Origin of the sequence: Kitasatospora sp. NPDC087861, from assembly GCF_044742585.1 — a bacterium.
Classification (GTDB): Bacteria; Actinomycetota; Actinomycetes; order Streptomycetales; family Streptomycetaceae; genus Kitasatospora.
In genome coordinates this window covers 46,226-70,329 of sequence record NZ_JBIUUS010000004.1, presented here as the reverse complement: position 1 = coordinate 70,329, position 24,104 = coordinate 46,226, and the positions used below count along the sequence as shown (strand labels likewise).

26 protein-coding genes are annotated in these 24,104 nt (G+C 70.8%); 14 read left to right on the top strand and 12 right to left on the bottom strand.

Annotated elements, in window-relative coordinates; all coding sequences use genetic code 11:
* The first annotated feature begins 7 nt into the window (after nucleotides 1-7).
* The 4 genes from ACIOJE_RS07510 to ACIOJE_RS07495 all read left to right on the top strand — a co-directional run bounded on the left by ACIOJE_RS07510 (nucleotide 8) and on the right by ACIOJE_RS07495 (nucleotide 3,061).
* Nucleotides 8-310 carry a hypothetical protein gene (locus tag ACIOJE_RS07510; RefSeq protein ID WP_400774038.1) on the top strand — a complete coding sequence of 101 codons (303 nt, stop codon included), beginning with the start codon at nucleotides 8-10 and terminating at the stop codon, nucleotides 308-310.
* Nucleotides 311-776: 466 nt separating this feature from the next.
* A complete protein-coding gene (locus tag ACIOJE_RS07505; protein WP_400774036.1) occupies nucleotides 777-2,510 on the top strand; it encodes a DNA polymerase in 1,734 nt (577 codons plus the stop codon).
* Nucleotides 2,511-2,643: 133 nt separating this feature from the next.
* A complete protein-coding gene (locus ACIOJE_RS07500) occupies nucleotides 2,644-2,892 on the top strand; it encodes a hypothetical protein (RefSeq protein ID WP_400774034.1) in 249 nt (82 codons plus the stop codon).
* A 10-nt stretch (nucleotides 2,893-2,902) separates the two neighbouring features.
* Nucleotides 2,903-3,061: a helix-turn-helix domain-containing protein gene (locus ACIOJE_RS07495; RefSeq protein WP_400774617.1), complete on the top strand. Its 159-nt coding sequence runs from the start codon at nucleotides 2,903-2,905 to the stop codon at nucleotides 3,059-3,061.
* Here the strand turns inward: ACIOJE_RS07495 and ACIOJE_RS07490 are convergent.
* A complete protein-coding gene (locus ACIOJE_RS07490) occupies nucleotides 3,021-3,575 on the bottom strand; it encodes a hypothetical protein (protein ID WP_400774032.1) in 555 nt (184 codons plus the stop codon). The two genes, ACIOJE_RS07495 and ACIOJE_RS07490, sit on opposite strands and share 41 nt — an antisense overlap.
* 279 nt (nucleotides 3,576-3,854) lie before the next feature.
* Between ACIOJE_RS07490 and ACIOJE_RS07485 the strand changes: the two genes are divergently transcribed.
* Nucleotides 3,855-4,958, top strand: a complete 1,104-nt coding sequence (locus tag ACIOJE_RS07485) for a tyrosine-type recombinase/integrase (protein WP_400774029.1) — start codon at nucleotides 3,855-3,857, stop codon at nucleotides 4,956-4,958.
* A gap of 210 nt (nucleotides 4,959-5,168) precedes the next feature.
* Here the strand turns inward: ACIOJE_RS07485 and ACIOJE_RS07480 are convergent, their stop codons facing one another.
* On the bottom strand, nucleotides 5,169-5,426 hold the full coding sequence (locus ACIOJE_RS07480; protein ID WP_280674729.1) for a Prokaryotic metallothionein: 258 nt from the start codon (nucleotides 5,424-5,426) through the stop codon (nucleotides 5,169-5,171).
* Nucleotides 5,427-5,526: 100 nt separating this feature from the next.
* Entirely contained in the window at nucleotides 5,527-5,925 is a 399-nt protein-coding gene (locus tag ACIOJE_RS07475; RefSeq protein WP_280674727.1) for an ACT domain-containing protein, read from the bottom strand.
* Between the two features lie 175 nt (nucleotides 5,926-6,100).
* On the opposite strand from ACIOJE_RS07475, the gene ACIOJE_RS07470 reads away from it, so the two are divergent.
* Nucleotides 6,101-6,751 carry a PadR family transcriptional regulator gene (locus tag ACIOJE_RS07470; protein WP_400774026.1) on the top strand — a complete coding sequence of 217 codons (651 nt, stop codon included), beginning with the start codon at nucleotides 6,101-6,103 and terminating at the stop codon, nucleotides 6,749-6,751.
* Nucleotides 6,752-6,787: 36 nt separating this feature from the next.
* On the opposite strand, the gene ACIOJE_RS07465 is transcribed toward ACIOJE_RS07470, so the two are convergent.
* Entirely contained in the window at nucleotides 6,788-6,985 is a 198-nt protein-coding gene (locus ACIOJE_RS07465) for a hypothetical protein (RefSeq protein WP_280674838.1), read from the bottom strand.
* Between the two features lie 43 nt (nucleotides 6,986-7,028).
* Nucleotides 7,029-7,259 carry a hypothetical protein gene (locus ACIOJE_RS07460; RefSeq protein WP_280674723.1) on the bottom strand — a complete coding sequence of 77 codons (231 nt, stop codon included), beginning with the start codon at nucleotides 7,257-7,259 and terminating at the stop codon, nucleotides 7,029-7,031.
* 426 nt (nucleotides 7,260-7,685) lie between these two features.
* Here ACIOJE_RS07460 and ACIOJE_RS07455 point away from each other — a divergent pair, with 426 nt between their 5' ends.
* Entirely contained in the window at nucleotides 7,686-8,387 is a 702-nt protein-coding gene (locus tag ACIOJE_RS07455) for a bifunctional DNA primase/polymerase (protein WP_280674721.1), read from the top strand.
* A 66-nt stretch (nucleotides 8,388-8,453) separates the two neighbouring features.
* On the opposite strand, the gene map is transcribed toward ACIOJE_RS07455, so the two are convergent.
* Complete coding sequence (gene map / locus ACIOJE_RS07450) at nucleotides 8,454-9,299, bottom strand: type I methionyl aminopeptidase (protein WP_280674719.1); 846 nt, start codon at nucleotides 9,297-9,299, stop codon at nucleotides 8,454-8,456.
* 104 nt (nucleotides 9,300-9,403) lie between these two features.
* Here map and ACIOJE_RS07445 point away from each other — a divergent pair, with 104 nt between their 5' ends.
* Nucleotides 9,404-9,634, top strand: coding sequence for a hypothetical protein (locus tag ACIOJE_RS07445; protein WP_280674717.1), 231 nt, complete (start codon nucleotides 9,404-9,406; stop codon nucleotides 9,632-9,634).
* A 41-nt stretch (nucleotides 9,635-9,675) separates the two neighbouring features.
* Here the strand turns inward: ACIOJE_RS07445 and ACIOJE_RS07440 are convergent, their stop codons facing one another.
* Nucleotides 9,676-10,959, bottom strand: coding sequence for an MFS transporter (locus ACIOJE_RS07440; protein WP_400774615.1), 1,284 nt, complete (start codon nucleotides 10,957-10,959; stop codon nucleotides 9,676-9,678).
* Nucleotides 10,960-11,125: 166 nt separating this feature from the next.
* Entirely contained in the window at nucleotides 11,126-11,731 is a 606-nt protein-coding gene (locus ACIOJE_RS07435) for a hypothetical protein (protein WP_400774021.1), read from the bottom strand.
* A 46-nt stretch (nucleotides 11,732-11,777) separates the two neighbouring features.
* On the opposite strand from ACIOJE_RS07435, the gene npdG reads away from it, so the two are divergent.
* Together npdG and ACIOJE_RS07425 are read left to right on the top strand one after the other, a co-directional pair.
* Nucleotides 11,778-12,470: an NADPH-dependent F420 reductase gene (gene npdG, locus ACIOJE_RS07430; RefSeq protein WP_280674711.1), complete on the top strand. Its 693-nt coding sequence runs from the start codon at nucleotides 11,778-11,780 to the stop codon at nucleotides 12,468-12,470.
* Between the two features lie 116 nt (nucleotides 12,471-12,586).
* Nucleotides 12,587-12,778 carry a hypothetical protein gene (locus ACIOJE_RS07425; protein WP_280674709.1) on the top strand — a complete coding sequence of 64 codons (192 nt, stop codon included), beginning with the start codon at nucleotides 12,587-12,589 and terminating at the stop codon, nucleotides 12,776-12,778.
* Here ACIOJE_RS07425 and ACIOJE_RS07420 read toward each other — a convergent pair.
* Nucleotides 12,775-13,590 (bottom strand): site-2 protease family protein, encoded by an 816-nt coding sequence (locus ACIOJE_RS07420; RefSeq protein WP_280674707.1) that lies wholly within the window; start codon nucleotides 13,588-13,590, stop codon nucleotides 12,775-12,777. The genes ACIOJE_RS07425 and ACIOJE_RS07420 overlap by 4 nt on opposite strands.
* Nucleotides 13,591-13,770: 180 nt before the next feature.
* On the opposite strand from ACIOJE_RS07420, the gene ACIOJE_RS07415 reads away from it, so the two are divergent.
* A complete protein-coding gene (locus ACIOJE_RS07415; RefSeq protein WP_400774019.1) occupies nucleotides 13,771-17,130 on the top strand; it encodes an AfsR/SARP family transcriptional regulator in 3,360 nt (1,119 codons plus the stop codon).
* Nucleotides 17,131-17,247: 117 nt separating this feature from the next.
* Here ACIOJE_RS07415 and ACIOJE_RS07410 read toward each other — a convergent pair whose 3' ends face one another.
* The 3 genes from ACIOJE_RS07410 to panB all read right to left on the bottom strand — a co-directional run bounded on the left by ACIOJE_RS07410 (nucleotide 17,248) and on the right by panB (nucleotide 20,094).
* The gene (locus ACIOJE_RS07410; RefSeq protein ID WP_280674702.1) at nucleotides 17,248-18,060 is read right to left on the bottom strand and encodes an ABC transporter permease; all 813 of its coding nucleotides are present in this window, start codon (nucleotides 18,058-18,060) and stop codon (nucleotides 17,248-17,250) included.
* Nucleotides 18,057-19,079 carry an ATP-binding cassette domain-containing protein gene (locus tag ACIOJE_RS07405; RefSeq protein WP_400774016.1) on the bottom strand — a complete coding sequence of 341 codons (1,023 nt, stop codon included), beginning with the start codon at nucleotides 19,077-19,079 and terminating at the stop codon, nucleotides 18,057-18,059. Before ACIOJE_RS07405 ends, ACIOJE_RS07410 begins: the two co-directional genes overlap by 4 nt.
* A gap of 145 nt (nucleotides 19,080-19,224) precedes the next feature.
* Nucleotides 19,225-20,094, bottom strand: coding sequence for a 3-methyl-2-oxobutanoate hydroxymethyltransferase (gene panB, locus ACIOJE_RS07400; RefSeq protein WP_400662271.1), 870 nt, complete (start codon nucleotides 20,092-20,094; stop codon nucleotides 19,225-19,227).
* 314 nt (nucleotides 20,095-20,408) lie between these two features.
* Between panB and ACIOJE_RS07395 the strand changes: the two genes are divergently transcribed.
* From ACIOJE_RS07395 to ACIOJE_RS07385, 3 genes are all read left to right on the top strand, one after another.
* Nucleotides 20,409-22,019: a DHA2 family efflux MFS transporter permease subunit gene (locus ACIOJE_RS07395; protein ID WP_400774014.1), complete on the top strand. Its 1,611-nt coding sequence runs from the start codon at nucleotides 20,409-20,411 to the stop codon at nucleotides 22,017-22,019.
* Nucleotides 22,020-22,183: 164 nt separating this feature from the next.
* Nucleotides 22,184-22,834, top strand: a complete 651-nt coding sequence (locus ACIOJE_RS07390) for a TetR/AcrR family transcriptional regulator (protein ID WP_280674694.1) — start codon at nucleotides 22,184-22,186, stop codon at nucleotides 22,832-22,834.
* Between the two features lie 209 nt (nucleotides 22,835-23,043).
* Entirely contained in the window at nucleotides 23,044-24,102 is a 1,059-nt protein-coding gene (locus tag ACIOJE_RS07385; RefSeq protein ID WP_400774011.1) for an endonuclease/exonuclease/phosphatase family protein, read from the top strand.
* The last annotated feature ends 2 nt before the right edge of the window (nucleotides 24,103-24,104 follow it).

The window sequence follows — 24,104 nt, the reverse complement described above, 5'->3', positions numbered from 1 at the left end:
CACCGAGATGGATGAGCTTCTGACCACGCAGTCCGCGGCGCTCAAGTCGCTGCTGGAGCGCGCCGCCAAGGTGCAGGCCTTCAACACCGGACTCAACTCCCCGGTCGGCTCCGGTTCCACGCCGAAGAAGTTCGCGAACGGGAAGGTCGTCAGCCAGGCCCCCGCCGGCCCTGGCGACGACGACTGCCCGCACGGCCGAAAGCTGGTCGACAAGGGCTCCTGGAGCGCGATGTTCTGCCAGGCCCAGCCGAAGAGCGCGCAGTGCGAGCCGCTGTGGAAGCAGGACGACGGCTCGTTCAAGGCCAAGTAACAGAGGGATTCCCCGTGACCTCGGGGGCCGGGCCTCTGCCCGGCCCCCTCTTCTATGCCCCCTAAGGAGCCTCTTGCTTAAGGTCTTTGCCGCAACCGTGGCCGTCTTGGCACTCCTCATGTCGTCACTTTGGATCTGGGCCGAAGCGCCGTGCTCGCTGTGGTCCTGGTCCCGGGTGGGCGACATGCCGGCCCGCTGCCTTCTGGAGCGCTGAATGGGCGCTGAGGAGTACGTAGTGGAGGGCTTGGACAACGGCGGCGTGGTGATCGTCCACGCGCCCTGTGACGGCCTTGCTGGGGAAGGCGGGTGCTTCTGCTGTGAAGACAATTCCGTGACCCTAGCCGACTTGATCAATGCAAGCGAACTGCACTCCTGCGAGGAGGACCCAACCTAGGAGACACCAATTCAGGTAATCGCCTATCGCATCAAGCGACAGACGGTCCGAATAAACGTTGCCGAGACCCTGATGGATCTCTGGGATTTCATCGACTGGGTTCGGGACAATCCGGTTCTGGGGTACGACACCGAAACGACCGGTTTGGACTGGTGGAACTGGGATCGAGACTTCCGATGCCGGCTCGTCCAGTTTGGCAACGCAACGGAGAGCTGGGTTCTGCCGGTTGAGATTGACCCGGAGTTCGCTGAGGCTGCTGCCTGGGCCCTGCGGACAGCCCACCGGATTATCGCCCACAACGCGAATTTCGATGGACACGTGGCCGAGGTCGCGTTCGGGGTCACCCTTGAAGAGCTCTCGCCGAAACTGCTGTGCACCAAGATCTCAGCCCACCTTGTGGACCCTCGGGCCGTCAAGGAGCAAGGGCCGGGCCTGAAACTGGAGGAGCTGACCAAGCACTACATCTCCGCAGAGCTGGCCACTGAGGTCAAGGGCTCGATGACCCAAATAGCCAAACGCTATCGGGTCAAGAAGGAGGAGATTTGGTCTCGGGTCTGGACCTTCGATGAAGAGTATTTGCTTTATGCAGGTATGGACCCTGTGCTTGCCTATCGACTGTTTCACGTTCTCTACCCGTTGATTCCTCTGCGGTCTAAGCGCAAGGGACTTTTCAGCTGGGAACACCGGCTCGCCTTCGTCATGGCTCTGATGGAACGAACCGGATATCTGGTAGACGAGGCATATGCCAGGGCTCGAATAGCGGAACTGCTGGCCGAAGAGGAGAAATGGAAGGAGGTTGCTCGGGGCTTCGGAGTCGAGAACGTCAACTCGAACCAGCAGCTTATCGATGCATTCACCGGGTTCGGCGTCAAGCTGACGAAGCGGACCGCCAAGGGGAACCTGGCCATGGACGCGGAAGTCCTGGACGGGATCGCGCATCCGCTGGCCGAGGCAGTCAAGAAGGCCTCGAAGGCCGGGAAGTGGAGGGCAACCTGGTTTGAGAACGCCCTCAAGGGGATGGACTCAGAAGGCCGGGTGCATGCATCGGTCAATTCTGTCGGGGCCAGGACGGCCCGGATGTCAATTTCCGGGAGTATTGCGGCACAGACATTCCCTGCCGGGGACGGATACGTACGGCGTATGTTCCTTGCGGAAGAAGGCCACGTCACGGTCTCGGTCGACTACGCAAATATGGAGCTTCGATTTCTGGCGGCAGAGTCCGGGGATCCGGTCATGATTGATGCATTCCTTCACAACAAGGACTTGCACCAGATCACCGCGGACGCTGCTGAGGTACCCCGGAAGATCGGCAAGATGGCGAACTTCCTGACCGTGTTCGGGGGAGGCCCCAAGGCCCTAGCTCAGCAGGCCGGCGTCACGTTGGAGGTGGCTAAGAGGACCCTCGACGCCTTCAACTCGACTTATGTCCGTGTTGGGGAGCTGGCCGACAAGCTATCCAAGCAGGCACAGAAGTGCGGGCACATTTTCACCGCTACTGGGCGGAAGCTGCCGGTCGACCGGGGAAGGGCATACGCGGCCCAGAACTACTACGTGCAGTCAGGGAGCCGGGACATCACTGTTAGGGGAATCCTGGAGCTGCACAAGGCCGGGTTTACCCCCTGGATTCGCCTCGTGATTCATGACGAGATCGTTTTCTCATTCCCGAGGGAGCGAGCCGAGGAACTGACCAAGCGCGCCGCAGAGATCATGGGATTCACCGTCCGCGGGGTCCGAGTGCCGGCCGACGGTGAGATCGGAGAAAGGAGCTGGGGGAGCGTGCTCGACAAGGAAGGGAGCAAGCACTGACTGAGGAAAGCGATCTGGCGGATTGCGAATGGTGCGAGAACTATGAGTCATACGGCCTGTATGACCTAAACGATGGCGGGGAAGCCGGCCTGTGCTGGCTGTGTGCGGTAGACAACGAAGTGGGGGACTGTGAGTGAGTGAGAACACCGAGGGCGACGAATTTGCTGAGCTGCTGGGCGATATTGAGGACCGGTTCGCCGGAGTCCTGCGCCTAAAGCGGGCCAAGGCGGTCCTGGAGGTGGCCGAGGTCACGGGGATGATCTACACCCGGGCCGTCAGCAGCGGCGTGCCTCACGACCTGGCTCAGGCGATGGCGGCCGGTTACTGGGAACTGGAAATAGTTGGGGAGGCCGAGGCAGGAGCAGAAGGCGAGGAGGAGTGATTTGAGTCAGATGTTGAGTGTTGATGACGTAGCCTCATACCTCCAAAAACCGCGATCGTGGGTTTATGGCAACTGGCGAAATTTTGGAATTCCGTTCCGGAAGATCGGAAATCAGCTGCGTTGTCGACCTAGCGACCTTGAAAAGTGGATTGACCGTCAGGGAGGTTGAGCTTCGCAAGGACGACTTTCGCCTTCTCGGTGAGATCCCCGCCGGCTTTACCGGCGATTGTGGTGAGAAGCCCTTCTCTCCGGGCGCGCTTTAGATGGTCCTTGATGGTCTCGGGGCGGCGTCCAATTGTCGTCGACAACCAGGAGATCGGGGCCTTCTCGCCGCTATCTGAAACCGTCTTGTACGTCAGAGCCAAGGTGGCGAGGTAATCGACGGAAACGCCTTCGGAGGTGAGTAGTTCCCGTGTTGCCGCGCCGAGCGCGATCGGGCCTGAGAGCTCCTCGACGCTCGGCGCGGCCTTCCGGGCTTGGGCAGTCGCGGACGCGAGATCCAACCGTCGGAGGACTGTCGTAGAGATGCCGCGGGCGAGATCGCGGGGTGTGGTGTTCGGGCCGGGCTCAATCGTCACCCGCTGTGGCCCGGAATCTGGGGCAGCGTTGGCTGGCCACCAAAGGCGCACTCGCCACGTGCCGTGATCCTGGACCACCTCAACACCCCGCACCTTACTGTCCATGGACCGGACGGTAGCACGCTGAAAGTCATGCACCCGGGGTGGACAACCCAGGGTGGATCGTTGCAAGCTTCCGTCACGCACCCATCGGGGGGCGACTGAACGATTGGAGAACCTGTGTCAGTTGGCAAACGGTGTAAGTGTTCGTGCCTGTGTGTGAACGGTTGCCGCCACAAGGACCCGGCCAAGTGCATCTGTCGCGCGAAGTGCGAATGCGAGCGTAAGGGCTGCACTCATGGCTGGACGGCTCGGGTTCGGGATGCCAATGGCGAACCGGCGGATATGACCTTCGAGAAGAAGAAGGACGCCGAGGCGTATGAGGCGAAGGTTCGCGACGGTAAGTCGACGGGTGTTGTAGTCAGGCCAAAACAGTTCAAGACCACCTTCAAGCAGTGGTCTGAGACGTGGCTCAACCCGCGTAAGAAGAGAAAGCCCGGAACGCAAGAGTCGTACGAAGCGAATATGCGGAAGCATATTCTGCCGCAGTTCGGCGGGATGCGCCTGTACAAGATCCAGCCGGATGATGTGCAGGACTGGGTGTGGGCTCTTTCGGACAAGGGGCTTGCGCCTCGTACGGTCCACTTGATCTTCAAGACGTTCCGCGCGTGTATCAACAGTGCGGTGCGGAAGCGGACCCTCACGTATTCTCCGTGCATCGACATCGAGCTGCCTGAGATCAAGCGTCGAAAGGTTGTGCCGGCGACACGCGAGCAAGTGTGGGCGCTTTGCGAGGCGATGCCCTCGCATGCAAGGGCATTGATTCTGGTGGGCGTGGGTTGTGGTCTGCGATCAGGCGAAGCCTTCGGGCTTTGTCTTGATTCCGTCAACTTTGAGGCCGGTACGCTGACCGTCCGACGGCAGGTCATCAAGGTTAAGTCGAAGACTCAACTCGTGGACTACAACAAGACTGAAACATCGCACGAGCGTGAGGTGCCGCTTCCGGCGTTCGTTCATCGCGCTCTGCTTGACCACCTTGACCGCTTCTCGGTCTTGAGGCTGGAGAACGGCGCGGAGGTCATATTCCGGTCACAGCAAAGAAATGTTATCCGCAGGGACCACTTCTACAGGACCTTTAAGAGGGCCCTCGAAAAAGCTGGGCTACCGGCGGATTTCCGATTCCACGACCTCCGCCACTCCTTTGCCTCACACGCGCTCGATCAGGGCGTTTCAGAGGCCACGGTTCAGCTCTATATGGGCCATGCTTCGGCCAACGAGCTGAAAGGCACGTATCACCACCAGGTTCTGGGAGCGGCTGCACGAGACCGTACGGTCCTGGAAGCGGTGTTCATGGCGGAGACGGATGGCATCGACATCCCCACCGTCGTGGAAGAACAGGCGGGCGACGAGGGGCCCGGCGAGAAGGATGTGGACGAGGAGGGGGAGTAGCCGGACGCTGAAGAGGCCAAGTGAGTGGCGGTCGCCGAAGGTGTGGCGATCGCGTGGCGATCGGACCGCCGGGAACGACGTTTCCGCAGGTCGCTGCTGGTAAAGAGACTGTTCCCGGCGTACAGGCCGACTCTTCCGCCCCCTTTCCCCGCTGTCCTCCGCGGGGCTCGCGCTTTCCCCGCTGTCCTCCGCGGGGCGCGTGCCGACGGTCTACGCGGGGCGCGCGCCGACGGCGTCGCGGATCTGGTCGCCCAGACCGCCGTTGACGCGGGCGCAGTTGGCGCAGCAGAAGAAGCGGCCGGCCACCTCGACGCCGTGGCCGACGATGCGGACCTGGCAGTGCTCGCAGCGCGGCGCGAGTTTCTCCATCGCGCACTCGAAGCTGTCGAAGGTGTAGGTGTCGCCGGTGATGGTCCTGATCTCGAAGGCGAGCCAGTAGTCGTTGCCGCAGGTGACGCAGATGGCCATGGCGGCCGTCTCCTTCCGGTGGGGGCCGGCGGGCCGGGGTGGCCGCGCAGCCATTCCCAGTGTCGGAGGGCCCCGCGGGGGCGGCCACTCGACGGCGTCGTCAGGCGGACCGGCCGGCCAGCTCCTCCAGCGCCCGGACGGCGCGGTCGGCGTCGTCGGCGCCGACGAACAGGTGGTCGTGGTGGAAACCGGCCACCACGTTGCAGCTGATCCCCTCCTCGGCGAGCCGCCCGGCGACGGCCGCGGTCAGGCCGACGGCCTCCAGGGCGGAGTGGATCTGCAGGGTGATCCAGGCCGCCACGTACTCGTAGCGCAGCCCGAGCGCGTCGGCCTCCTCCTGGGCGACGACCACCGTGACGCCTTCGGGTTCGGCGACGGTCACCACCGGCCGCAGCCCGGCGGGCACCTTGGCGGGCAGCGTGCAGTAGACGTACCGCCCCGGGTTGAGCAGCGGGCGCATCCCGTGCAGCAGCGTCGTGAGGTCTCGTTCACCGGCCATGCCCGTCACCGTAGCGGCTGGGCCGTGGGCGGGTGCCGTGCGCGGTGGCCGTGTCGGAATCCGTTGACGAGCGACAGTCGCCGATATATCGTCGAACTATCGAGACAGTAACTCGACTGGCTCGTCGAACCAGGAGGTGGGCGCCATGCGCTCAGGAAGCCGGGGGAACCCGGGCATGCGATTTCGCGGGGAGGTCCCTTACGGCGGTCGGCGTCGTGGGCCGGGGTCGGACTTCGAGGGGCGGGAGTTCGAGGGCCGTGAGGCGTTCGGCGGATTCGGTCCGCCGTTCGGCGGCGGCCCCGGCCGGCCGATGGGCGGCCCGTTCGGGCACGGCTTCGGCGGGCACGGCGGCCGGCGTGGCGGTCCGCACGGCCGGCGGGGCGGCCGGGCCCGGCGCGGCGACGTCCGGGCCTCGCTGCTGGCACTGCTCAAGGAGCGGCCGATGCACGGCTACGAGATGATCGCCGAGATCGCCGAGCGGACCGGTGGGGCCTGGCGGCCCAGTCCGGGTTCGATCTACCCCAACCTCCAACTGCTGGAGGAGGAGGGCCTGATCACCGCGGAGGAGGTCGGCGGCAAACGGCTGGTCTCGCTCACCGAGGCGGGCCGGGCCGAGGCCGAGGCGGGGCCCGCGGAGCCGTGGGCGGAGGCCGGCCGGGAGGTCGACTGGGAGGCCGTCCAGGAGGTCGGCCAGGCGCTGGCCGCGGTCGACCAGGCGATCCGCCAGGTGATGGCGACGGGCACCGAGGCGCAGCGCGCCAAGGGCCTGGCGGTGCTCACCGAGGCCCGCAAGAAGCTGTACCTGATCCTCGCCGAGGATGACTGACCGGCGCGGGGGGTCGGGCGCGGGCGGTGCGGCTGCTCAGGAGTGGACCGTGAACAGGGCCACGCAGGCGAGCAGCAGCACCGCCCAGCCGAACCAGAGCCAGCCGTTCGGGCCGATCACCACGGTGTAGAGGCAGATCGCCACCAGCAGCGCCGCGGTGATCCCGGCGACCTGTCGGTTGTGGTGCGCGACCGCCTGGGGGCGGCTTCTGGGGTGCCGTACCGTTCTCGCCATGCCGTCCTCCCGGGGAGGCTGGGGGCGGCGGCCGGCGCGGCCGTCAGCCGGACGCGCGGGAGGTGGCCGCCTCGTCGAACTCGTAGCGCCAGAACCAGCTGATGCCCCGCACCTGCTTGGACCGGACGTACACCAGTGTGCGGGCCGGAACGTCGCCGTGCGCGGGGACCGGCACCTTGTACGTCTTCGGCACGCCGAACAACGGCCCCAGGGGGATGGGGAGGATGCGGCCGTCCAGGGGGCCGCCGACGAATTCGGTGTCCGCGCTCTTCACCCCACCAGGGTCTCACCTCCGTACGGGTGACCGGAGTGCGGCGCGGGCAGCCGCGCGCAGGCGGTGTGTCGGCCGGGTGCGGGGAGTGTGACCGGAGAGGCACCGCCCCCGGTCATTCGGAGGCCCCGCGCACCCTTATCCTTCCTGTTACGCCCTCGGGTTCACCCGGGTCAGCGGGCCCCGTACGGGCCGGGCGGGCGCGAATCCGCGTGCCCTCCGGCCGACCTGGCGCGGACAGCGTGCTGCCGCGACTGCGTACCGTGACCCGGACGTCGGCCCTCCGGTGACCCCGGTTCCGGTCGGCAGGGCGCGGACAGCAGGGCCGAGCACCGCCCCGGGAAGCAGCGGGGGGCGCCGTGCGTTGCGACCGAGTGGTACGTCGAACGCTGTGTCGCACCAGGCACGGCAGTGCGCGGAAGGGGCCCGATGGAAGCCGGCGGCAGGTGGACGACCTGGTGGCAGAAGCGTGATCGTCAGCGGGCCCGGCCGGGTGAACTGGACGGCCCCGCCGCCAGACTGGATCAGCTGCTCGGTGCCGTCCGCGCCGGATTCCCGCTCGCGCCGGCCGCGCATCCGGCCGGCTACCGCTGCTCCTGTGACCGGGTGGCCTGTCCGGCCCCCGCCCAGCACCCGGTGTCCTTCGCCTGGCAGACCCAGGCCACCACCGACCCCGAGCAGCTCGCCCGCTGGCTCTCGCGCGACCCGCAGACCAACTTCATCACCGCCACCGGACGCGCGCACGACGTGCTGGACGTGCCGGCCGAGGCCGGCCGGCTGGCGCTGGAGCGGCTCACCGAACTGGGCGTCGAGGGCCCGGTCGCCGCCGTCGGCGAGGACCGCTACCTGTTCTTCACCGCCACCCGGGGCACCCCGCAGGACGAGGACGAGTGGTGGCCGAGCGTCCTCGACTCCACCCCGGACACCATGTCCGAACACCCGGGCCTGCGCTGGCACTGCCGCGGCTCGTACACCCTGCTTCCGCCGGCCGCGCTGCCGGACGGCTCCCAGGTGCGGTGGCTGCGCGGGCCCGAGCAGCCGCTGCCGGACCCGCTGCGCGTCCTGGACGTGCTCACCGACGCCTGCACCGAGGTCGGCGCGGTCGCCGAGGAGCAGTGGCTCATCGGCTGACCACGCCGCACCGGGGCCACGGCGGCGCGTGGTCGCCGCAGCGTGAGGGGCACCGAAGCGTGAGGGTCACGGCAGGGTGAGGACCTCCGCGCCGTCCGCCGTGACCACCAGGGTGTGCTCGAACTGGGCGGTGCGCTTGCGGTCCTTGGTGACGACCGTCCAGCCGTCCGCCCAGATCTCGTAGTCGTAGGTGCCCAGGGTCAGCATCGGCTCGATGGTGAAGGTCATCCCCGGCTTGATCACCTCGGTGGCCCGCTCGCTGTCGTAGTGCGGGATGATCAGGCCGGAGTGGAACGACGTGTTGATGCCGTGCCCGGTGAAGTCCCGCACCACGCCGTAGCCGAAGCGCTTGGCGTAGGACTCGATGACCCGCCCGATCACGTTGATCTGACGCCCGGGCTTGACCGCCTTGATCGCCCGGTCGAGCGATTCGCGGGTCCGCTCGACCAGCAGCCGGGACTCCTCGTCCACGTCGCCGACCAGGTAGGTGGCGTTGAGGTCGCCGTGCACCCCGTGGATGTACGCGGTGGCGTCGATGTTGACGATGTCGCCGTCCTGCAGCACGGTCGAGTCCGGGATGCCGTGGCAGATCACCTCGTTGATCGAGGTGCAGACCGACTTGGGGAAGCCGCGGTAGCCCAGGTCGGACGGGTAGGCGTCGTGGTCGCACATGTACTCGTGGGCGACGGCGTCCAGCGCGTCGGTGGTGACGCCGGGGGCGATCAGCTTGGCCGCCTCCGCCATCGCCTGGGCGGCGATCCGGCTCGCGATCCGCATCTTCTCGATCGTCTCGGCGGTCTGCACCTCGGGCCCGGTGTACGGCGCCGGTGCGGGCCGGCCGACGTACTCGGGGCGCGCGATGTGTGCCGGGACCTTGCGGGTGGGGGACTGGATGCCGGGTACGAGAGCCATGGCCGCGAGTCTATCGGCCGACCCCGGCTCACCCGGGCGGTGTGCGCGCGGGCCCGGGCCGGGGAATGATCGGTACGACCCCATCGCGTCGACGGGAGAGCACCATGCCCCTGGGATTCCACCGCAAGCCGACCGGCAAGCCCGGCGAGTGGTTCTACTGCATCAAGCACGGCAAGGTCGAGGAGGGGCCGGAGTGCCCCGCCAAGGACCGCCTCGGCCCGTACGACAGCCCCGAGGAGGCCGCGCACGCCCTGCAACTCGCCGACGAGCGCAACCGGGAGTGGCGAGGCGACCCGCGCTGGAACGACCAGCCGAAGGGCGACGACGCCGAGTAGCCACCCGGCGGCCGCCCCGGCCCCGGCCCGCCCGGCAGCCGTCAGTCCGCCGCGGCGGCCGCCCGCTCCCGGTCGCGTTCCGCCCGCTCGTGCTCGACGCGGACGGCGGCCGTGTGCGGGTCGGTGCGGTCGTCGTAGGCGAGCAGCCGGGGCAGCGCGGCGGCGACCGCGAGGACGGCGGCGACGCAGGCGAGGCCGCCGGTCCAGACGGCGGCGCGCACGCCGATCAGCCCGGCCATGGTGCCGGCCCGGACCTGGCCGAGCTGGGGGCCGACGGAGTAGCTGAGCAGTTCGACGCCGGCCATCCGGCCGCGGACCTCGTCCGGGATGGACTGGTTCCACATGGTCGAGCGGGCGAGCCCGCTGATCTCGTCGGCGCCGCCGGCCAGTGCCAGGCCGAGCAGCACCAGCCAGATGCTCCCGGACAGGCCCGCCAGGGCCATGGCCGCGCCCCACCCGACGGCGGCGACCACCAGCAGCCGCCCGTGCCGGTGGATCCGGGACGTCCAGCCGCTGGTCGCCCCGACCAGCAGGGCGCCGGCCGCGGACGCCGCGTACATCGGGCCGAGCGCCCAGTCCGCGCCCAACTCGGAGGCCAGGAACGGGAAGACGGCCACCGGGAAGGCGAACAGCATCGCGCAGAGGTCGATCGCGTAGGTGCCGAGCAGGTCCTTGCGGCTCCAGGCGTACCGGATGCCGGTCAGCACCGCCCGTACCGACGGCCGTTCGGCGCCGGTGGCCGGCGGCACCGCCCGGATCCGGACGAGCAGCAGCAGGGAGACGGCGAAGGTGAGCACGTCCAGCGCGTACGCGGTCTCCACCCCGGAGAACGCCACCACGACACCGGCCAGCGCCGGACCGGCCACCGAAGCGGCGTTGTGGTACAGGGACTTGAGGGCGAACGCCGCGGTCAGGTGCTGGTGCGGGACGATCCGCGGGGTGAGCGAGTCCAGCGCCGGGCGCTGCAGCCCGTCGCAGGCCGCGACCAGCGCGGCGACCAGATAGATCGGCCAGAGCAGCGGGGACGGCAGCAGCGCGTTGAGCAGCAGCAGTCCGGCGAGCAGGCCCAGCGCGGCCTCGGCGCGCAGCACCAGCTTGCGGCGGTCCAGGGCGTCGGCGAGGGCGCCGCCCCACAGGCCGAAGACGATCAGCGGGACGAGCTCGAAGGCGCCGATCAGGCCGACCGCGAACGAGGAGCCGGTCAGCTGCTTGATCTGCATCGGGACGGCGACGTAGGTCAGGAAGCTGCCGAAGCTGGTGACACAGCCGGAGAGCCACAGGAAGCGGAAGTCGCGGGAGACGCGCCAGGGCGACAGGTCGGGCATCAGCGAGCGCAGCAGCGGGCGCCATCGCCCGGGGGGACGCGGGGGTTCGTCGTCGTTCACGAACCACGATCCTCGGACGGGCACTCCCGCGCCCGCAAAGGGTTTTTCCAGGGCGATAGCCAGGGCGAGGGCGCGGGCGATAGCCAGGGCCGGGGCCGACCGGCGGCTACCAGCGGCTGATCGCGGGCGGCGCGGTCAGCCGGCCGGCGAGTTCGGCGAGCCGGTCCAGCCCGCCGCGCCGGGCCGGCGGCTGCCCGGCGGCGGCGCTGACCAGGTGCTGGGCCAGGTCGAAGGGCTCCTCGGCGGCCGTGCCGACGGCGAGCCGCTCGTGCGCGAGCCCGCCGAGGCCGCCCGGCTCGCCCGTGGCGGCGCCGTCCAGCGCGAGCACGGTCGCGCCGTGCCGGCGGGCGTCCTGCACCCGCTCCAGCAGCGGAGCGCCGGCCGCGTCCGGGGCCACCACCAGGACGGTGGCGCCGCGCCCGGCCGCGGCGAGCCGGCGCAGGCCGTGCGCCAGGTGCGCCGCGGCGTCGGCCGGCGGGGCGTGCCGCAGCAGGGTGGGTGCCAGCCGGGGGACGGCCGACCAGGCGGCCTCGTCCTCCAGGTGGGCGGCCAGGTGCCAGGGCTCGTACGCCTCGGTGCCGACCAGCAGCAGCTCGCCCGCCCCGCGGCGCGAGACCGAGCGCCGCAGCGACCCGGCGAAGCCGCCGACCGCCTCCAGCCAGCCGGTGCCCGCCAGGTGCTGCCGGAGTGCCGAAACTCTCACCGCGTCCATGCGGCCCAGAATGTCGCGCCCGCCGGGGATTTGGCAGGATCGGCCCATGACTTCCCTCGATTCAGCGACAAACCCGGCCCACGAGCTGCCGGACGTCTCCCAGCTGGTGGTCGGCGTCCTCGGCGGCACCGGCGACCAAGGGCGGGGACTCGCCCTGCGGCTGGCCAAGGCCGGCCAGCAGGTGATCATCGGTTCGCGCGACGCCGCCCGGGCCGAGGCCTCGGCCGCCGAACTGGGTTTCGGCGTGCGCGGCGCCGACAACGCCACCGCCGCCCGGGAGAGCGACGTGGTGATCGTCGCGGTGCCCTGGGACGGGCACGCCGCGATCCTGACCGCGCTGCGCGAGGAACTGGCCGGCAAGATCGTGGTCGACTGCGTCAACCCGCTCGGCTTCGACAAGCAGGGCGCGTACGCGCTGAAGCCGGAGGAGGGCAGCGCCGCCCAGCAGGCCGCCGCGCTCCTGCCGGACTCCCGGGTCACCGCCGCCTTCCACCACCTCTCGGCGGTGCTCCTGCAGGACGAGTCGGTGGAGCGGATCGACACCGACGTGATGGTGCTCGGCGAGGAGCGCGCCGCCACCGACGTCGTGCAGGCGCTGGCCGCCCGGATCCCGGGCATGCGGGGGATCTTCGCGGGCCGGCTGCGCAACGCCCACCAGGTGGAGTCGCTGGTGGCCAACCTGATCTCGGTCAACCGCCGCTACAAGGCCCACGCGGGCCTGCGGGTGACGGACGTCTGAGCCGAACCCCCACGCCGTGTCGGCCTCACCCCTGGACAGGTTCCGGAGGTGAGGTCGGCGACAATGGGTCCGGCCGCTACCCGGCCGACCGCACCCGGCCCTAGGAGCCCCCCGCCATGCCCCGCACGTCCCTCTTCGCCCTGATCGTCGTCGTCCTCGCGCTGGCGGCCGCCGTGGTCTCGCTGACCCAGGGCTTCTGGCTGGGCCTGATCTGGCTCCCGATGGCGGGTGTGGCGAGCAACGTGCTCTGGATGAACCGCCGCCGCGCGAAGATCGCCGAGGCCGCCGCGGCGGCCGAGCAGGGCTAGTTCTTCCAGAAGCTGAACAGGTACCGGCCGAGCGTCGCGTAGTCCTGGTCCACGCCGAACAGGCTCATCAGGTCGTGGATGATCCCGAAGAAGAACGAGTTCACCGCGGGCTGCCAGAGCAGCGCGAACACGGCCAGCAGCCCGTACGGCGCGAACGGCTCGACCGCGCGCCGGGTCTTGTACGACAGCCAGGGCTCGACGATCCCGTAGCCGTCCAGGCCGGGCACCGGCAGCAGGTTCAGCAGCGCCGCGCTGAGCTGCAGGAGGCCGAGGAAGCCGAGCGCGCCGGCGAACGGCGAGACGGTCAGCTCATAGCCGTTCCAGACCGCGTGCACCGTCGGGTCGTCCAGCCAGCCGGCGCCGATCGGGATCAGCAGCACGGCCGCGCACACCAGGTTCACCAGCGGCCCGGCCGCCGAGATCAGGCTGTGCTTGAGCCGGCCCTGGATCCGGTCCCGCTCGATCCAGACCGAGCCGCCGGGCAGACCGATGCCGCCGAGGATCACGAACACGATCGGCAGCACGAAGCTGAGCAGCACGTTGGCGTACTTCAGCGGGTTGAGCGTGAGGTAGCCCTTGGCGCCGACGCTGATGTCGCCGCCGTGCAGCGCGGTGCGCGCGTGCGCGTACTCGTGCAGGCACAGCGAGACCATCCAGCCCGCCACCACGAACAGGAACACCCCGAACGAGGCGTTCCCGTAGCCGGCGTACACCGCCCAGCCCGAGGTGCCGAGGACGGCGAGGAGCACCCAGAACACCGGGCTGATCCGGCGGTCCTCGCTGCGTGAGCGCTGCGTGGCGGCGAAGGTCATGGTGTGGGTGCTCCGGGTGTCCGAGGAGGGGCGGCCAGGGGATCGATCATGCCGGGTCGGCCGGTGACCGGACAAGCCGTCCACGGTGAACGTCCGAGGGCCCCGCCGGCGTTCCACCGCGGGTGGAGGGGCCCACACAATTGTGCGGCCCGATCCGCGCCCATCGACCAGAATGGTCCGGTGTACTACGGCATCCTCGGGACCACGACGGCCCACCACGACGACGGAACGCCCGTGCCGCTGGGCGGCGCCCGGCTACGGGCGCTGCTCACCGCGCTGGCCCTGCGGCAGGGCCGCCCGGTGTCCGCCGACCAACTGGTGGACGAGGTGTGGGAGGCCGAGCCACCACAGGACTCCACCGCCGCGCTGCAGACCCTGGTCGGCCGGCTGCGCCGCACCATCGGCCGGGACGAGGTCGGCTCCGGCCCGGCCGGGTACTGGCTGACCGGCCCCGCCACCGACCTCGCCGAGTTCCAGCGGCTCGGCACCGAGGGCCGTCGCGCCCTCGACGCCGGGGACCACGCGCTCGCCGCCGAGCGGCTGCGCGCCGCCCTGGCGCTGTGGCGCGGCCCCGCCCTGGCCGATCTGCCGGACCGCGGGGGACCGGCAGCCCGGCTGGAGACCCAGCACGACGAGGCCCGCCGCCACCGGATCACCGCCGACCTCGGGCTCGGCCGCGCGGCCGAACTGGTCGCCGAACTCGCCGAGCTCTGCGAACGGCAGCCGCTGGACGAGCCGCTGCAGCACCTGATGATCCGGGCGCTGCACGAGAGCGGCCGCACCGCCGAGGCGCTGCGCCACTACGAGCGGACCAGGCGCGCCCTCGCCGAGGAGCTCGGCGTCGACCCGGGGCGCCGACTCCAGTCCCTGTACGCCGAGTTGCTGGCCCCGCCGGAGGCCGTGGCGGCGCCACCGCGAGCGGTACCGGCGCCCGCCCCCCAACCGGTGCCCGCCCCCCAACCGGCGCGCCCCGCCGGCAACCTGCGCGGCCGACTGACCAGCTTCGTCGGCCGCGAATCCGACCTCTCCACCCTGCGCGAGGCCCTGACGGCCGGCCGGATGGTCACCCTGACCGGCCCCGGCGGCTCCGGCAAGACCAGGCTCTCGATCGAGGCCGGCCGCGCCGAACAGTCCGCCGGACACTGGCCGGACGGCGTCTGGCTGGCCGAACTCGCCCCGCTGGAGAGCCCGGAGGCGGTGCCCGCCGCGGTGGTCTCGGCACTCGGCCTGCGCGAGATCGTCCTGCACACCGGCAGCATGGTCGCCGAGGTGATGGAGAAGCGTGCCGAGGACCCGGTGCGCCGCCTGGTCGAGCACTGCGGCCGCCGCCGGATGCTGCTCGTCCTGGACAACTGCGAGCACCTGATCCAGGCCGCCGCCGACCTCGCCGACGTGCTGCTCGCCGAGTGCCCCGGGCTGACCGTGCTCGCCACCAGCCGGGAGCCGCTCGGTGTGCCCGGCGAGGCCGTGCTGCCGGTCGAGCCGCTGCCCGACCCGGTGGCGCTGCGCCTGCTCACCGAGCGGGCCGCCGCCGCCCGTCCCGGCTTCGACCCGCGCAGCGACCCGGCGGCCTGCGCCGAGATCTGCCGCCGCCTGGACGGCCTGCCGCTGGCCATCGAACTCGCCGCCGCCCGGCTGCGGGTGATGACGGCGCGCCAGATAGCCGACCGGCTGGACGGCCGGTTCGCGCTGCTCACCGCGGGCAGCCGCACCCTGCTGCCGCGCCAGCAGACCCTGCGCGCGGTGGTCGACTGGAGCTGGGACCTGCTGGGCAAGCGCGAACGCGCGGTGCTGCGCCGGCTCTCGGTGTTCGCCGGCGGCTGGCGGCTGGAGGACGCCGAGCCGATCTGCGCCGACGGCGCCGAGGTGGCACCCGAGGAGGTCGCCGAGCTGCTGCTGTCGCTGGTCGACAAGTCCCTCCTGGTCGCCGACCTGGACGACGGCAGCCTGCCGCGCTACCGGATGCTGGAGACCATCCACGAGTACACGACCGAGCGGCTGGCCGAGTCGGCCGCCGAGCGCGACGCGACCGAGGCCCGCCACCTGGCGCACTTCCGTGCCGTGGCCGCCACCGCCGACCTGAACATCCACGGCCCGCAGCAGCTGCAGTGGCTGGCGGTGCTGGAGCGCGAGCAGGACAACGTCCGGACCGCGCTGCGCCGCGCGATCGACCTCGGGGACGAGGAGCAGGCACTGGTCCTCGTCCTCGGCATGAGCTGGTACTGGTCGCTGCGCGGCTACAGCATGGAGGCCCGGGGCTGGTACACCGCGGTCGCCGCCCTGGCCCCGGACCCGTTCGGCCCGGACGTCCCGCCGCCGGTGCCGTTGGAGCGCAACGTCCTCGCGTACGGCCTGCCGATGCCCGCGGGGGTGGTCGAGGAGTGCCGCCGGCTGCTCGCGATGCACCGGCTGATCGGCATGTTCGAGGGGAACCTGGAGGTACTCGGCGATCCGGAGGCGATCGCGGTCGCGGAGCACCTGCTCGACGCCTACTCCCCGGAGCTGCCGCAGTCCTACCGCTTCCCCGCGATGCTGCGGGTCTTCGGGGCGTTCCTGGCCGGCCGGATGGAGCTGATGAAGGACCTGCTGGACGACGCGGTCCGCGGCTGCGAGGTGCACGGCGACCTGAACGACCTGGCGTTCATCCTGCAGATCCGGGCCAAGATGATGAACGACTGGCCCGGCGGGGCCGAGCAGGGCGTCCTGGACGGCGAGCGCTCCCTGGAGCTGTACGAGCGGGCCGGCGACCTCTGGGGGATCTCCCAGGCCCAGGCGGCCCGCGGTGAGGCGCTGGCCAACCGGGGCGAGGCCGAGGCGGCCATCGCCGCGTACGAGCGGGCGATCGCGCTGGCCGAGGAGCTGGGGGCGCCGCAGGAGGTGCCGATCCTGCGGGTGAACCTCGGCGCGACCCTGCTGGAGCTGGACATGGAGCGCGGCGAGCGGATCGTCCGGGAGACGCTGGCCGGGCTGGACTCCCCGGGCGCGAACCAGTCCACCAGCGGCGCGCTGCTGTTCGGGCGCCTGACGCTCTGCGGCATCCACGCCGAGCGCGGCGAGTACGCGCAGGCGCTGGCGGAACTGGACAAGCTGGAGGTGGTCAGCGTCGGCGGCTTCGCCCCGAGCATCGTGGCCGGCCTGCTCACCAGCGGCAAGGGCTGGATCACGGCCCGGGCGGGCGATCCGGAGCGGGGGCTCGCCCTGCTCACCGAGGGCCGGCGGCTGCTCAAGTCGATGCGGACCGCGTCCGGCTTCGGCGAGCAGATGACGGTCATGGTGGTGCCGGCCGTGGTGGGGCTGCTGCGGGCCTTCGCCGAACGCGACGGCGACCTGGAGCGGGCCCGGCAGGCCGCCGTCCTGCTCGGCGCGCACCATGAGCTGAACGGCCCGAAGGGCGGCTACCTGGAGCGCACGGAGCGCGGGCGGTCGGAGGCCGCCCTCCGGGGGCTGCTGGGCGACGCCGCCTTCGAGGCCGCCCACGACGTCGGCCTGGGCATGACCCCGCAGCAGACCCAGGGCCTGCTGGACGAGTTGATCGGCTGACCGGCCCCCGTCCCCCGGTGGCCGGTCAGCCGATCCGTCCGGTCGGCCGACGCCTGTCCCGGGTCGCCGGCCGACCCGTCCGCCGGCCCTCCGTCCGAAGAGGGCCGGCGGTCGTCCTCAGGTCCGCTTGCGGAAGCGGGCGACGGCGAGCGGGGCGAAGATCGCGGTGCAGGCCGCCGACCAGACCAGCACGACCATCACCGGGTGGGCCAGCGGCCCCTCGCCGTTGAGCAGGGAGCGGGAGGCGTCGGCGAGCGCCGACAGCGGGTTGACCTTGGTGAAGGTCTGCAGCCAGCCCGGCATGGTGTTGGTCGGCGCGAAGATCGAGCTGCCGAACTGCAACGGCATCAGGACCAGCATGGCCACGCCCTGGACGGCCTGGGCGCTGCGCAGCGCCATGCCCAGCAGCATCGAGACCCAGACGACCGACATGCCGAACACCAGCGACAGGCCGACGGCGGCCACGACCTCCAGCGGTCCGGTCTTCACCTCGAAGCCGATGCACAGCGCGAAGCCGATCAGGATCACGAAGGAGAGCAGCGCCCGGCAGGTCTCGGCGGCCATCTTGGAGAGCAGGACGGAGGCCCGGCCGATCGGCAGGGTCCGGAAGCGGTCCATCACCCCGGTCTGGAAGTCGCTGTTCAGGCCGGTGCCGACGGCCATCGCGAGGGTGAGCCCGGTCTGCCCGAGCAGGCCGGGGATCATGTACTGCTTGTAGGCGTCCTGGTTGCCGGAGACGGCGCCGCCGAAGACGTAGACGAACAGCACCGTGAAGATGATCGGCATCAGTACGGCGTCGAACATCGACTCCGGGTCGGCCTTGATCCGCATCAGGTTGCGCCGGGTCAGCGCGCCGACGTGGCGGAAGGTGCCGGCCAGGCCGATCCGGGTGTCCTCCACCCGGGCCGGGGCGATGGTGGCGGTGGTCATGCGACGGGCTCCTTGGCGAGGCTGGGGGCGGCGTCCGCGGTGTCGGCGGGCTTGCCGGTGATGGCGAGGAAGACCTCGTCGAGGCTGGGGACCTTGGTGTCGATGCCGGCGATCGCGAAGCCGCGGTTGCCGAGCACCCCGATAACGGTGGTCAGCTGCTCGTCGTCGGTGATCGGCACCGCGAGCAGGCCGGTGTCGGTGGAGACGGTGGCGCTGGTGATGCCGCGGTCGTGCAGGCAGCGGGCCATCTCGGGCAGTTCGGCCGGGTGGGCGGCGCGCACCTGCAGGGTCTGGCCGCCGACCTTGGCCTTGAGCTCGGCCACGCCGCCGTTGGCGATCACCCGGCCGCGGTCGATGACGGTCAGCTCGTCGGCGAGCTGCTCCGCCTCCTCCATGTACTGGGTGGTGAGCAGCACGGTGCTGCCCTCGGCGACCATCCGCTGGACCTCGTCCCAGACCTCGTTGCGGGTGCGCGGGTCCAGGCCGGTGGTGGGCTCGTCCAGGTACAGCACCCGGGGGCGGCCGATCATGCTGGCGGCCAGGTCGAGGCGGCGGCGCATGCCGCCGGAGTAGGTCTTGGCGGGCCGCTTGGCGGCCTCGGTGAGCGAGAAGCGCTCCAGGAGCTCGGCGGCCCGGGCCTTGGCGTCGCGGCTGGAGAGGTCGAGCAGCCGGCCGATCAGGTAGAGGTTCTCGTAGCCGGAGAGGAGTTCGTCGACGGAGGCGTACTGGCCGGTGAGGCCGATCGTGCGGCGCAGTTGCTTGGGCTGGCGCAGGACGTCGTAGCCGCCGACGAACGCGGTGCCGGCGTCCGGCTTGATCAGCGTGGACAGGACCCGGACCAGGGTGGTCTTGCCCGCGCCGTTGGGGCCGAGCACGCCGAGCACGGTGCCCTCGCGGACGGTGAGGTCGACCCCGTCGAGGGCCTTGGTGGAGCCGTAGTGCTTGACGATGCCGCGGACTTCGACGGCGTTGCCCGCGGTGGTCCCCCGGTCGTTCGGGGCGGTGGCGATTCGTGTCATGCCCTCAGGCTGTCCGGCCGGGCTGTCAGCGGGCTGTCACCGCGACGGCCGGCCCGGCGCCGCACCGTCAGACCGCTGTCACCGGGGGAGCGCGCATGACAACGGCCCCGCTCCCGGGGTGGGGGAGCGGGGCCGTCCGGGGGCGTCAGTGGAAGCTGTGCTCCGCCGCCGGGAAGGCGCCGCCGCGGACGTCCTCGGCGAAGGCGCGGGCGGCGTCGCCGAGGACGGTCCGCAGGTCGGCGTACTGCTTGACGAACTTGGGCACCCGGCCCGCCGTCATGCCGGCCATGTCGGTCCAGACCAGGACCTGGGCGTCGGTGTCGGGCCCGCCGCCGATGCCGACGGTCGGGATCGCCAGCTGCTCGGTGACCTGGGCGGCCAGCTCGGCCGGCACCGCCTCCAGCACGACCGAGAAGGCGCCCGCCTGCTGGACGGCCTTGGCGTCGCGCAGCAGCTGGTGCGCCGCCTCGTCGCCGCGGCCCTGGACCGGGTAGCCGCCGAAGGCGTGCACGGACTGCGGGGTGAGGCCGATGTGCGCCATCACCGGGACGCCGGCCTCGACCAGCAGCTCGATCGAGCGGGCGCTGCGCTCCCCGCCCTCCAGCTTGACCGCGCCGACCCCGGCCTCCTTCATCAGCCGGGCCGCGTTGTGCATGGCCTGCGCGGGGGACTCCTGGTACGAGCCGAACGGCAGGTCGGCGACGATCATCGCGCGCTTGGTGCCGCGGACGACGGCGGCGGAGAGCATCACCATCTGATCCATGGTCACCGGCACGGTGGTCTCGTAGCCGAGGTGGCAGTTGCCGGCGGAGTCGCCGACCAGCAGGACGGGGATGCCGGCCTCGTCGAACACCCCGGCGGTGAGGGCGTCGTAGGCGGTGAGCATCGACCACTTCTCGCCGCGCTGCTTGGCGGCGGCGAGGTCGCGGACGGTGACGCGGCGGCTGGTGACCCCGCCGTAGAGGGTGGCGGTCGTCGCCTGGTTCTGGGCAGGCGAAGGCGAAGAAGCGTTCATCGAACGGACTCCTGAAAGGTTGTCGTCTCGTGGCGCCGTGCGGCGTCCCCGGATCACCTCCATGCTTGCACGCCCCGGCGTGAGCGCAAAGAGGCGTGCAGGTGACCGGGTGCGATCTGCGGCACACCGGTGGCTCGATCCGCGGCGCGCGGGTCGGTCGGGGAGCCGGTCGGGGACCGGGCGGGCTTTGCCGCGTTTTTACGAAACGGAGTCGTCTCGTATCGTAATGCGCGCTACTCTGGTGCGGGGGGTTACGAGACGACCATGGCTCGGAATTGCCCGCCAGTGCCACACCATCACGGACGGGAAGACCAATGACCACCGCAGCCGCGCCACCTCGTGTGCCGGAAGCCATCCACCGTCGGCGCTGGGCGATCCTCTGCACCCTGGTGCTCGCCCTGCTCGTCGTCGTCCTCGACAACTCGATCCTCAACGTCGCGATGAAGACCATCGCGACCCCCGCGCCGGTCGGCCTCGGCGCCAGCCAGAGCGACCTGGAATGGTCGATCAACTCCTACACCCTGGTGTTCGCCGGGCTGCTCTTCACCTCCGGCCTGCTCGGCGACCGCTTCGGCCGCAAGCGCGCGCTGCTGGGCGGCATGGTGGTCTTCGGCATTGCCTCGCTGCTCTCCGCGCTGGCCGCCTCGCCCGGTGAACTCGTCGGCTACCGCGCCCTGATGGGCGTCGGCGCCGCGCTCGCGATGCCCGCCACGCTGGCCATCATCATGAACGTCTTCGAGCGCTCCGAGCAGCCCAAGGCGATCGGGATCTGGGCCGGCGCGGTCGGCCTGGCCATCGCCATCGGCCCGATCACCGGCGGCCTGCTGATCGAGCACTTCTGGTGGGGCTCGGTCTTCCTGGTCAACGTCCCGATCGTGATCGTCGCGGTGATCGCGATGGCGATCCTGGTGCCCGAGTCCAAGGACCCGAACCCGGGCAAGCTCGACCCGATAGGCGTGCTGCTGTCGATCATCGGCCTGGTCGCGCTGATCTACGGCATCATCAAGGGCGGCGAGCTGGCCGACTTCACCGCCGCCGAGGCCTGGGTGCCGACCCTGGTCGGCCTGCTGGCCCTGGTCGCCTTCGTCTGGTTCGAGGGCCGCACCCGCTTCCCCGCGCTGGACATCAGCTGGTTCCGGAACAAGGTGTTCAGCGCCTCCGTCGTGGTCGTCGGCGTGGTCTTCTTCGCGCTGATGGGCGTCTCGTTCTTCGGCGTCTTCTACATCCAGAGCGTGCGCGGCTACAGCGCGCTCCAGGCGGGCGTGCTGATGCTGCCGCTGGCCGCCGCCCAGTTGCTGTTCGCCCCGCGGGCCCGGCTGGTGGTCGACCGCTTCGGCGTCGCCGCCACCGCCGCCGTCGGCATGCTGCTGATCGCGGTCGGCTTCGTCGGCTACACCCTGCTGACCGTCAGCACGCCGATCTGGGTGCTGGTCGTGCTCGGCCTGCTGATGGGCACCGGCATGGCGCACGTCATGCCGCCGGTCACCGTCGCGATCATGGCCTCGCTGCCCCGCGAGAAGGCCGGCGCGGGCTCGGCCGTGAACAACACCTTCCGCCAGGTCGGCGGCTCGCTCGGCGTCGCCGTGCTCGGCGCGGTGCTCTCCACCGTCTACCGCGACGGCATGACCGACACGCTGAACCAGCTGCCCGACGAACTGCGCGGCAAGGCCGGCGAGTCGCTGGAGGCCACCCTGGCCATCGCCGAGCGGATGGGCCCCAAGGGCGCCGCGCTGATCGGCCCGGCCGACGACGCCTTCATCAGCGCCATGCACGTGGTGGCCTCGCTCTCCGCCGGCATCACGGTGGTCGGCGCGCTGATCGCCTGGTTCCTGCTGCCGCGCCGCTCGGCCGCCCCCGGTGGTCCGGCCGGGAAGGCCTCCGAGCAGCCCGGTCAGAGCCGCGAGGCCGTGGCCGCGGACGCCTGACCCGCGACCGCGCTGAGCGACAATGGCCCTGTCACCCGGGTGATCCCCGTGTGGCAGGGCCACGCTCCGGAGCGGCGGACCACCACCCGGCCCGGCCCACGGACCACCATCGGAAACCGAACGGCGCCCGCGCGCCACGCGGACAGCGAGGGAGAACAGCGGGGATGAAGACGGACAGCCCGGTCGCCGGGACCGGACAACCCTGCGCCACCGCACGCCGCGGCCGACCGCGCAGCGAGGCCGCCGAGCAGGCCATCCTCGCCGCCGTCGAGGACCTGATGGCGGGCGGCACCACGCTGTCCGAGCTCACCATCGAGGGCATCGCCACCGCCGCCGGCGTCGGCAAGGCCACCATCTACCGGCGCTGGCCCAACAAGGAGGCCCTGCTGGTCGACGTGGTCAGCCGGCTGGAGGTCCCGATGCCCACGGCCACCGGCGGCACCGCCCGGGACGACCTGATCGAGATGATCGACTACATGCGCCGGCGCGGCCTCGCCAAGCGCTCCCGCTGGGTGCTCAAGGCCGCCTTCGGCCAGATGCAGGGCCTGCCCGAGCTGTACAACGCCTACCGCGAACGGGTGATCAAGCCGCGCCGGGAGGCGGCGCTCGCCCTGGTCCGCCGCGCCGTGGACGAGGGCGTGCTCCGCTCCGACCTCGACGTCGACCTGCTCGGCGACATGCTGATGGGCCCGATCCTGTACCGCAGCATCCTCACGGACGACTCCGACCTGGAGGACCCGGAGCTGGCCCGGCGGATGGTCGACTCCCTGCTCGAAGGCCTCGCACCGCCCGTGGCCCGCTGCCCCGGCCACTGAAGCCCGCGCCCGAGTCTCCGGTCGGCACCGCCCGGCGTGGTCTGGCTCACCAAACCGGGCCACGCCGGAACCCGCTCCCGGGACCCCGCGTCTGTCCCGGCATAGGCTGAGCCGGGTATCCGACCAAACCGGCACCAGTCCGGCACCCCGCCCGTAACCGCACGGGCCGGACACCGGACCGGCGACGGCACGAACGACGGGAGCCACGGATGACGCAGGCGGACAGGACCGACCGGAGCACGGCCGGGCCCTGGGGCGAGGAGAGCGCCCCGGCCCCCGCGGGCCGTCCCGGAGGCTTCCTGGGCCTGCGGCACTGGGGCCGGGACGGCCGCGGCGCCACCACCTGGCGGCGCGGACTGGTGCTCGCGGTGCTGGCCGCGCTCACCGCCGCGTCGATGGCCTTCCACGCCGAGGTTCCCAACAGCGTCGGCAACCTCGGCAGCCTGCTGGAGACCTTCCTGCCCTGGCTGGGCCTGGCCGTCCCGGTGCTGCTGGTCCCCGCGCTGCTGCGCCGCTCGGTCACCGCGCTGATCGCCCTGCTGCTGCCGGTCGCGGTCTGGCTCAACCTGTTCGGCGGCCTGCTCACCGACAAGAGCGGCGGCTCCGGCGACTGGACGGTGGTCAGCCACAACGTCGCCGCCGCCAACACCGACGTGCCGGGCACCGTCCGGGGGCTGGTGGCCTCCGGCGCCCAGATCGTCGCCCTCCAGGAACTGGCCGGCAAGCCGCTGCGCGGCTACGAGAGCGGGCTCGCCGAGGCGTACCCGTACCACGCGGTGGAGGGGACGGTCGGCCTCTGGTCGAAGTACCCGATCGGCGGAGTCTCGCCGGTGGACCTCAAGATGGGCTGGACCAGGGCGTTCCGGGCCGAGGTCACCACCCCGCAGGGCCCGGTCGCGGTGTACGTCGCGCACCTGCCGTCGGTGCGGCTGAAGGCCGAGGGCGGCTTCACCGTCGACCAGCGGGACGTCAGCGCGCAGGCGCTCGGCGACGCGATCCAGGCAGAGCAGCTGAAGAAGGTCCTGCTGCTCGGCGACCTCAACGGCACCATGAACGACCGCAGCCTGGCGCCGGTCACCTCGCAGATGCGCTCGGCCCAGGGCGCCGCCGGGGACGGCTTCGGCTTCAGCTGGCCGTCGAGCTTCCCGATGGCCCGGATCGACCAGATCATGAGCAAGGGCGGGCTCAAGCCGGTGGACTCCCGGACCCTGCCCCGGGACGGCAGCGACCACCTCGCGGTGGCCGCCACCTACCGGTACTCCTCGTGACG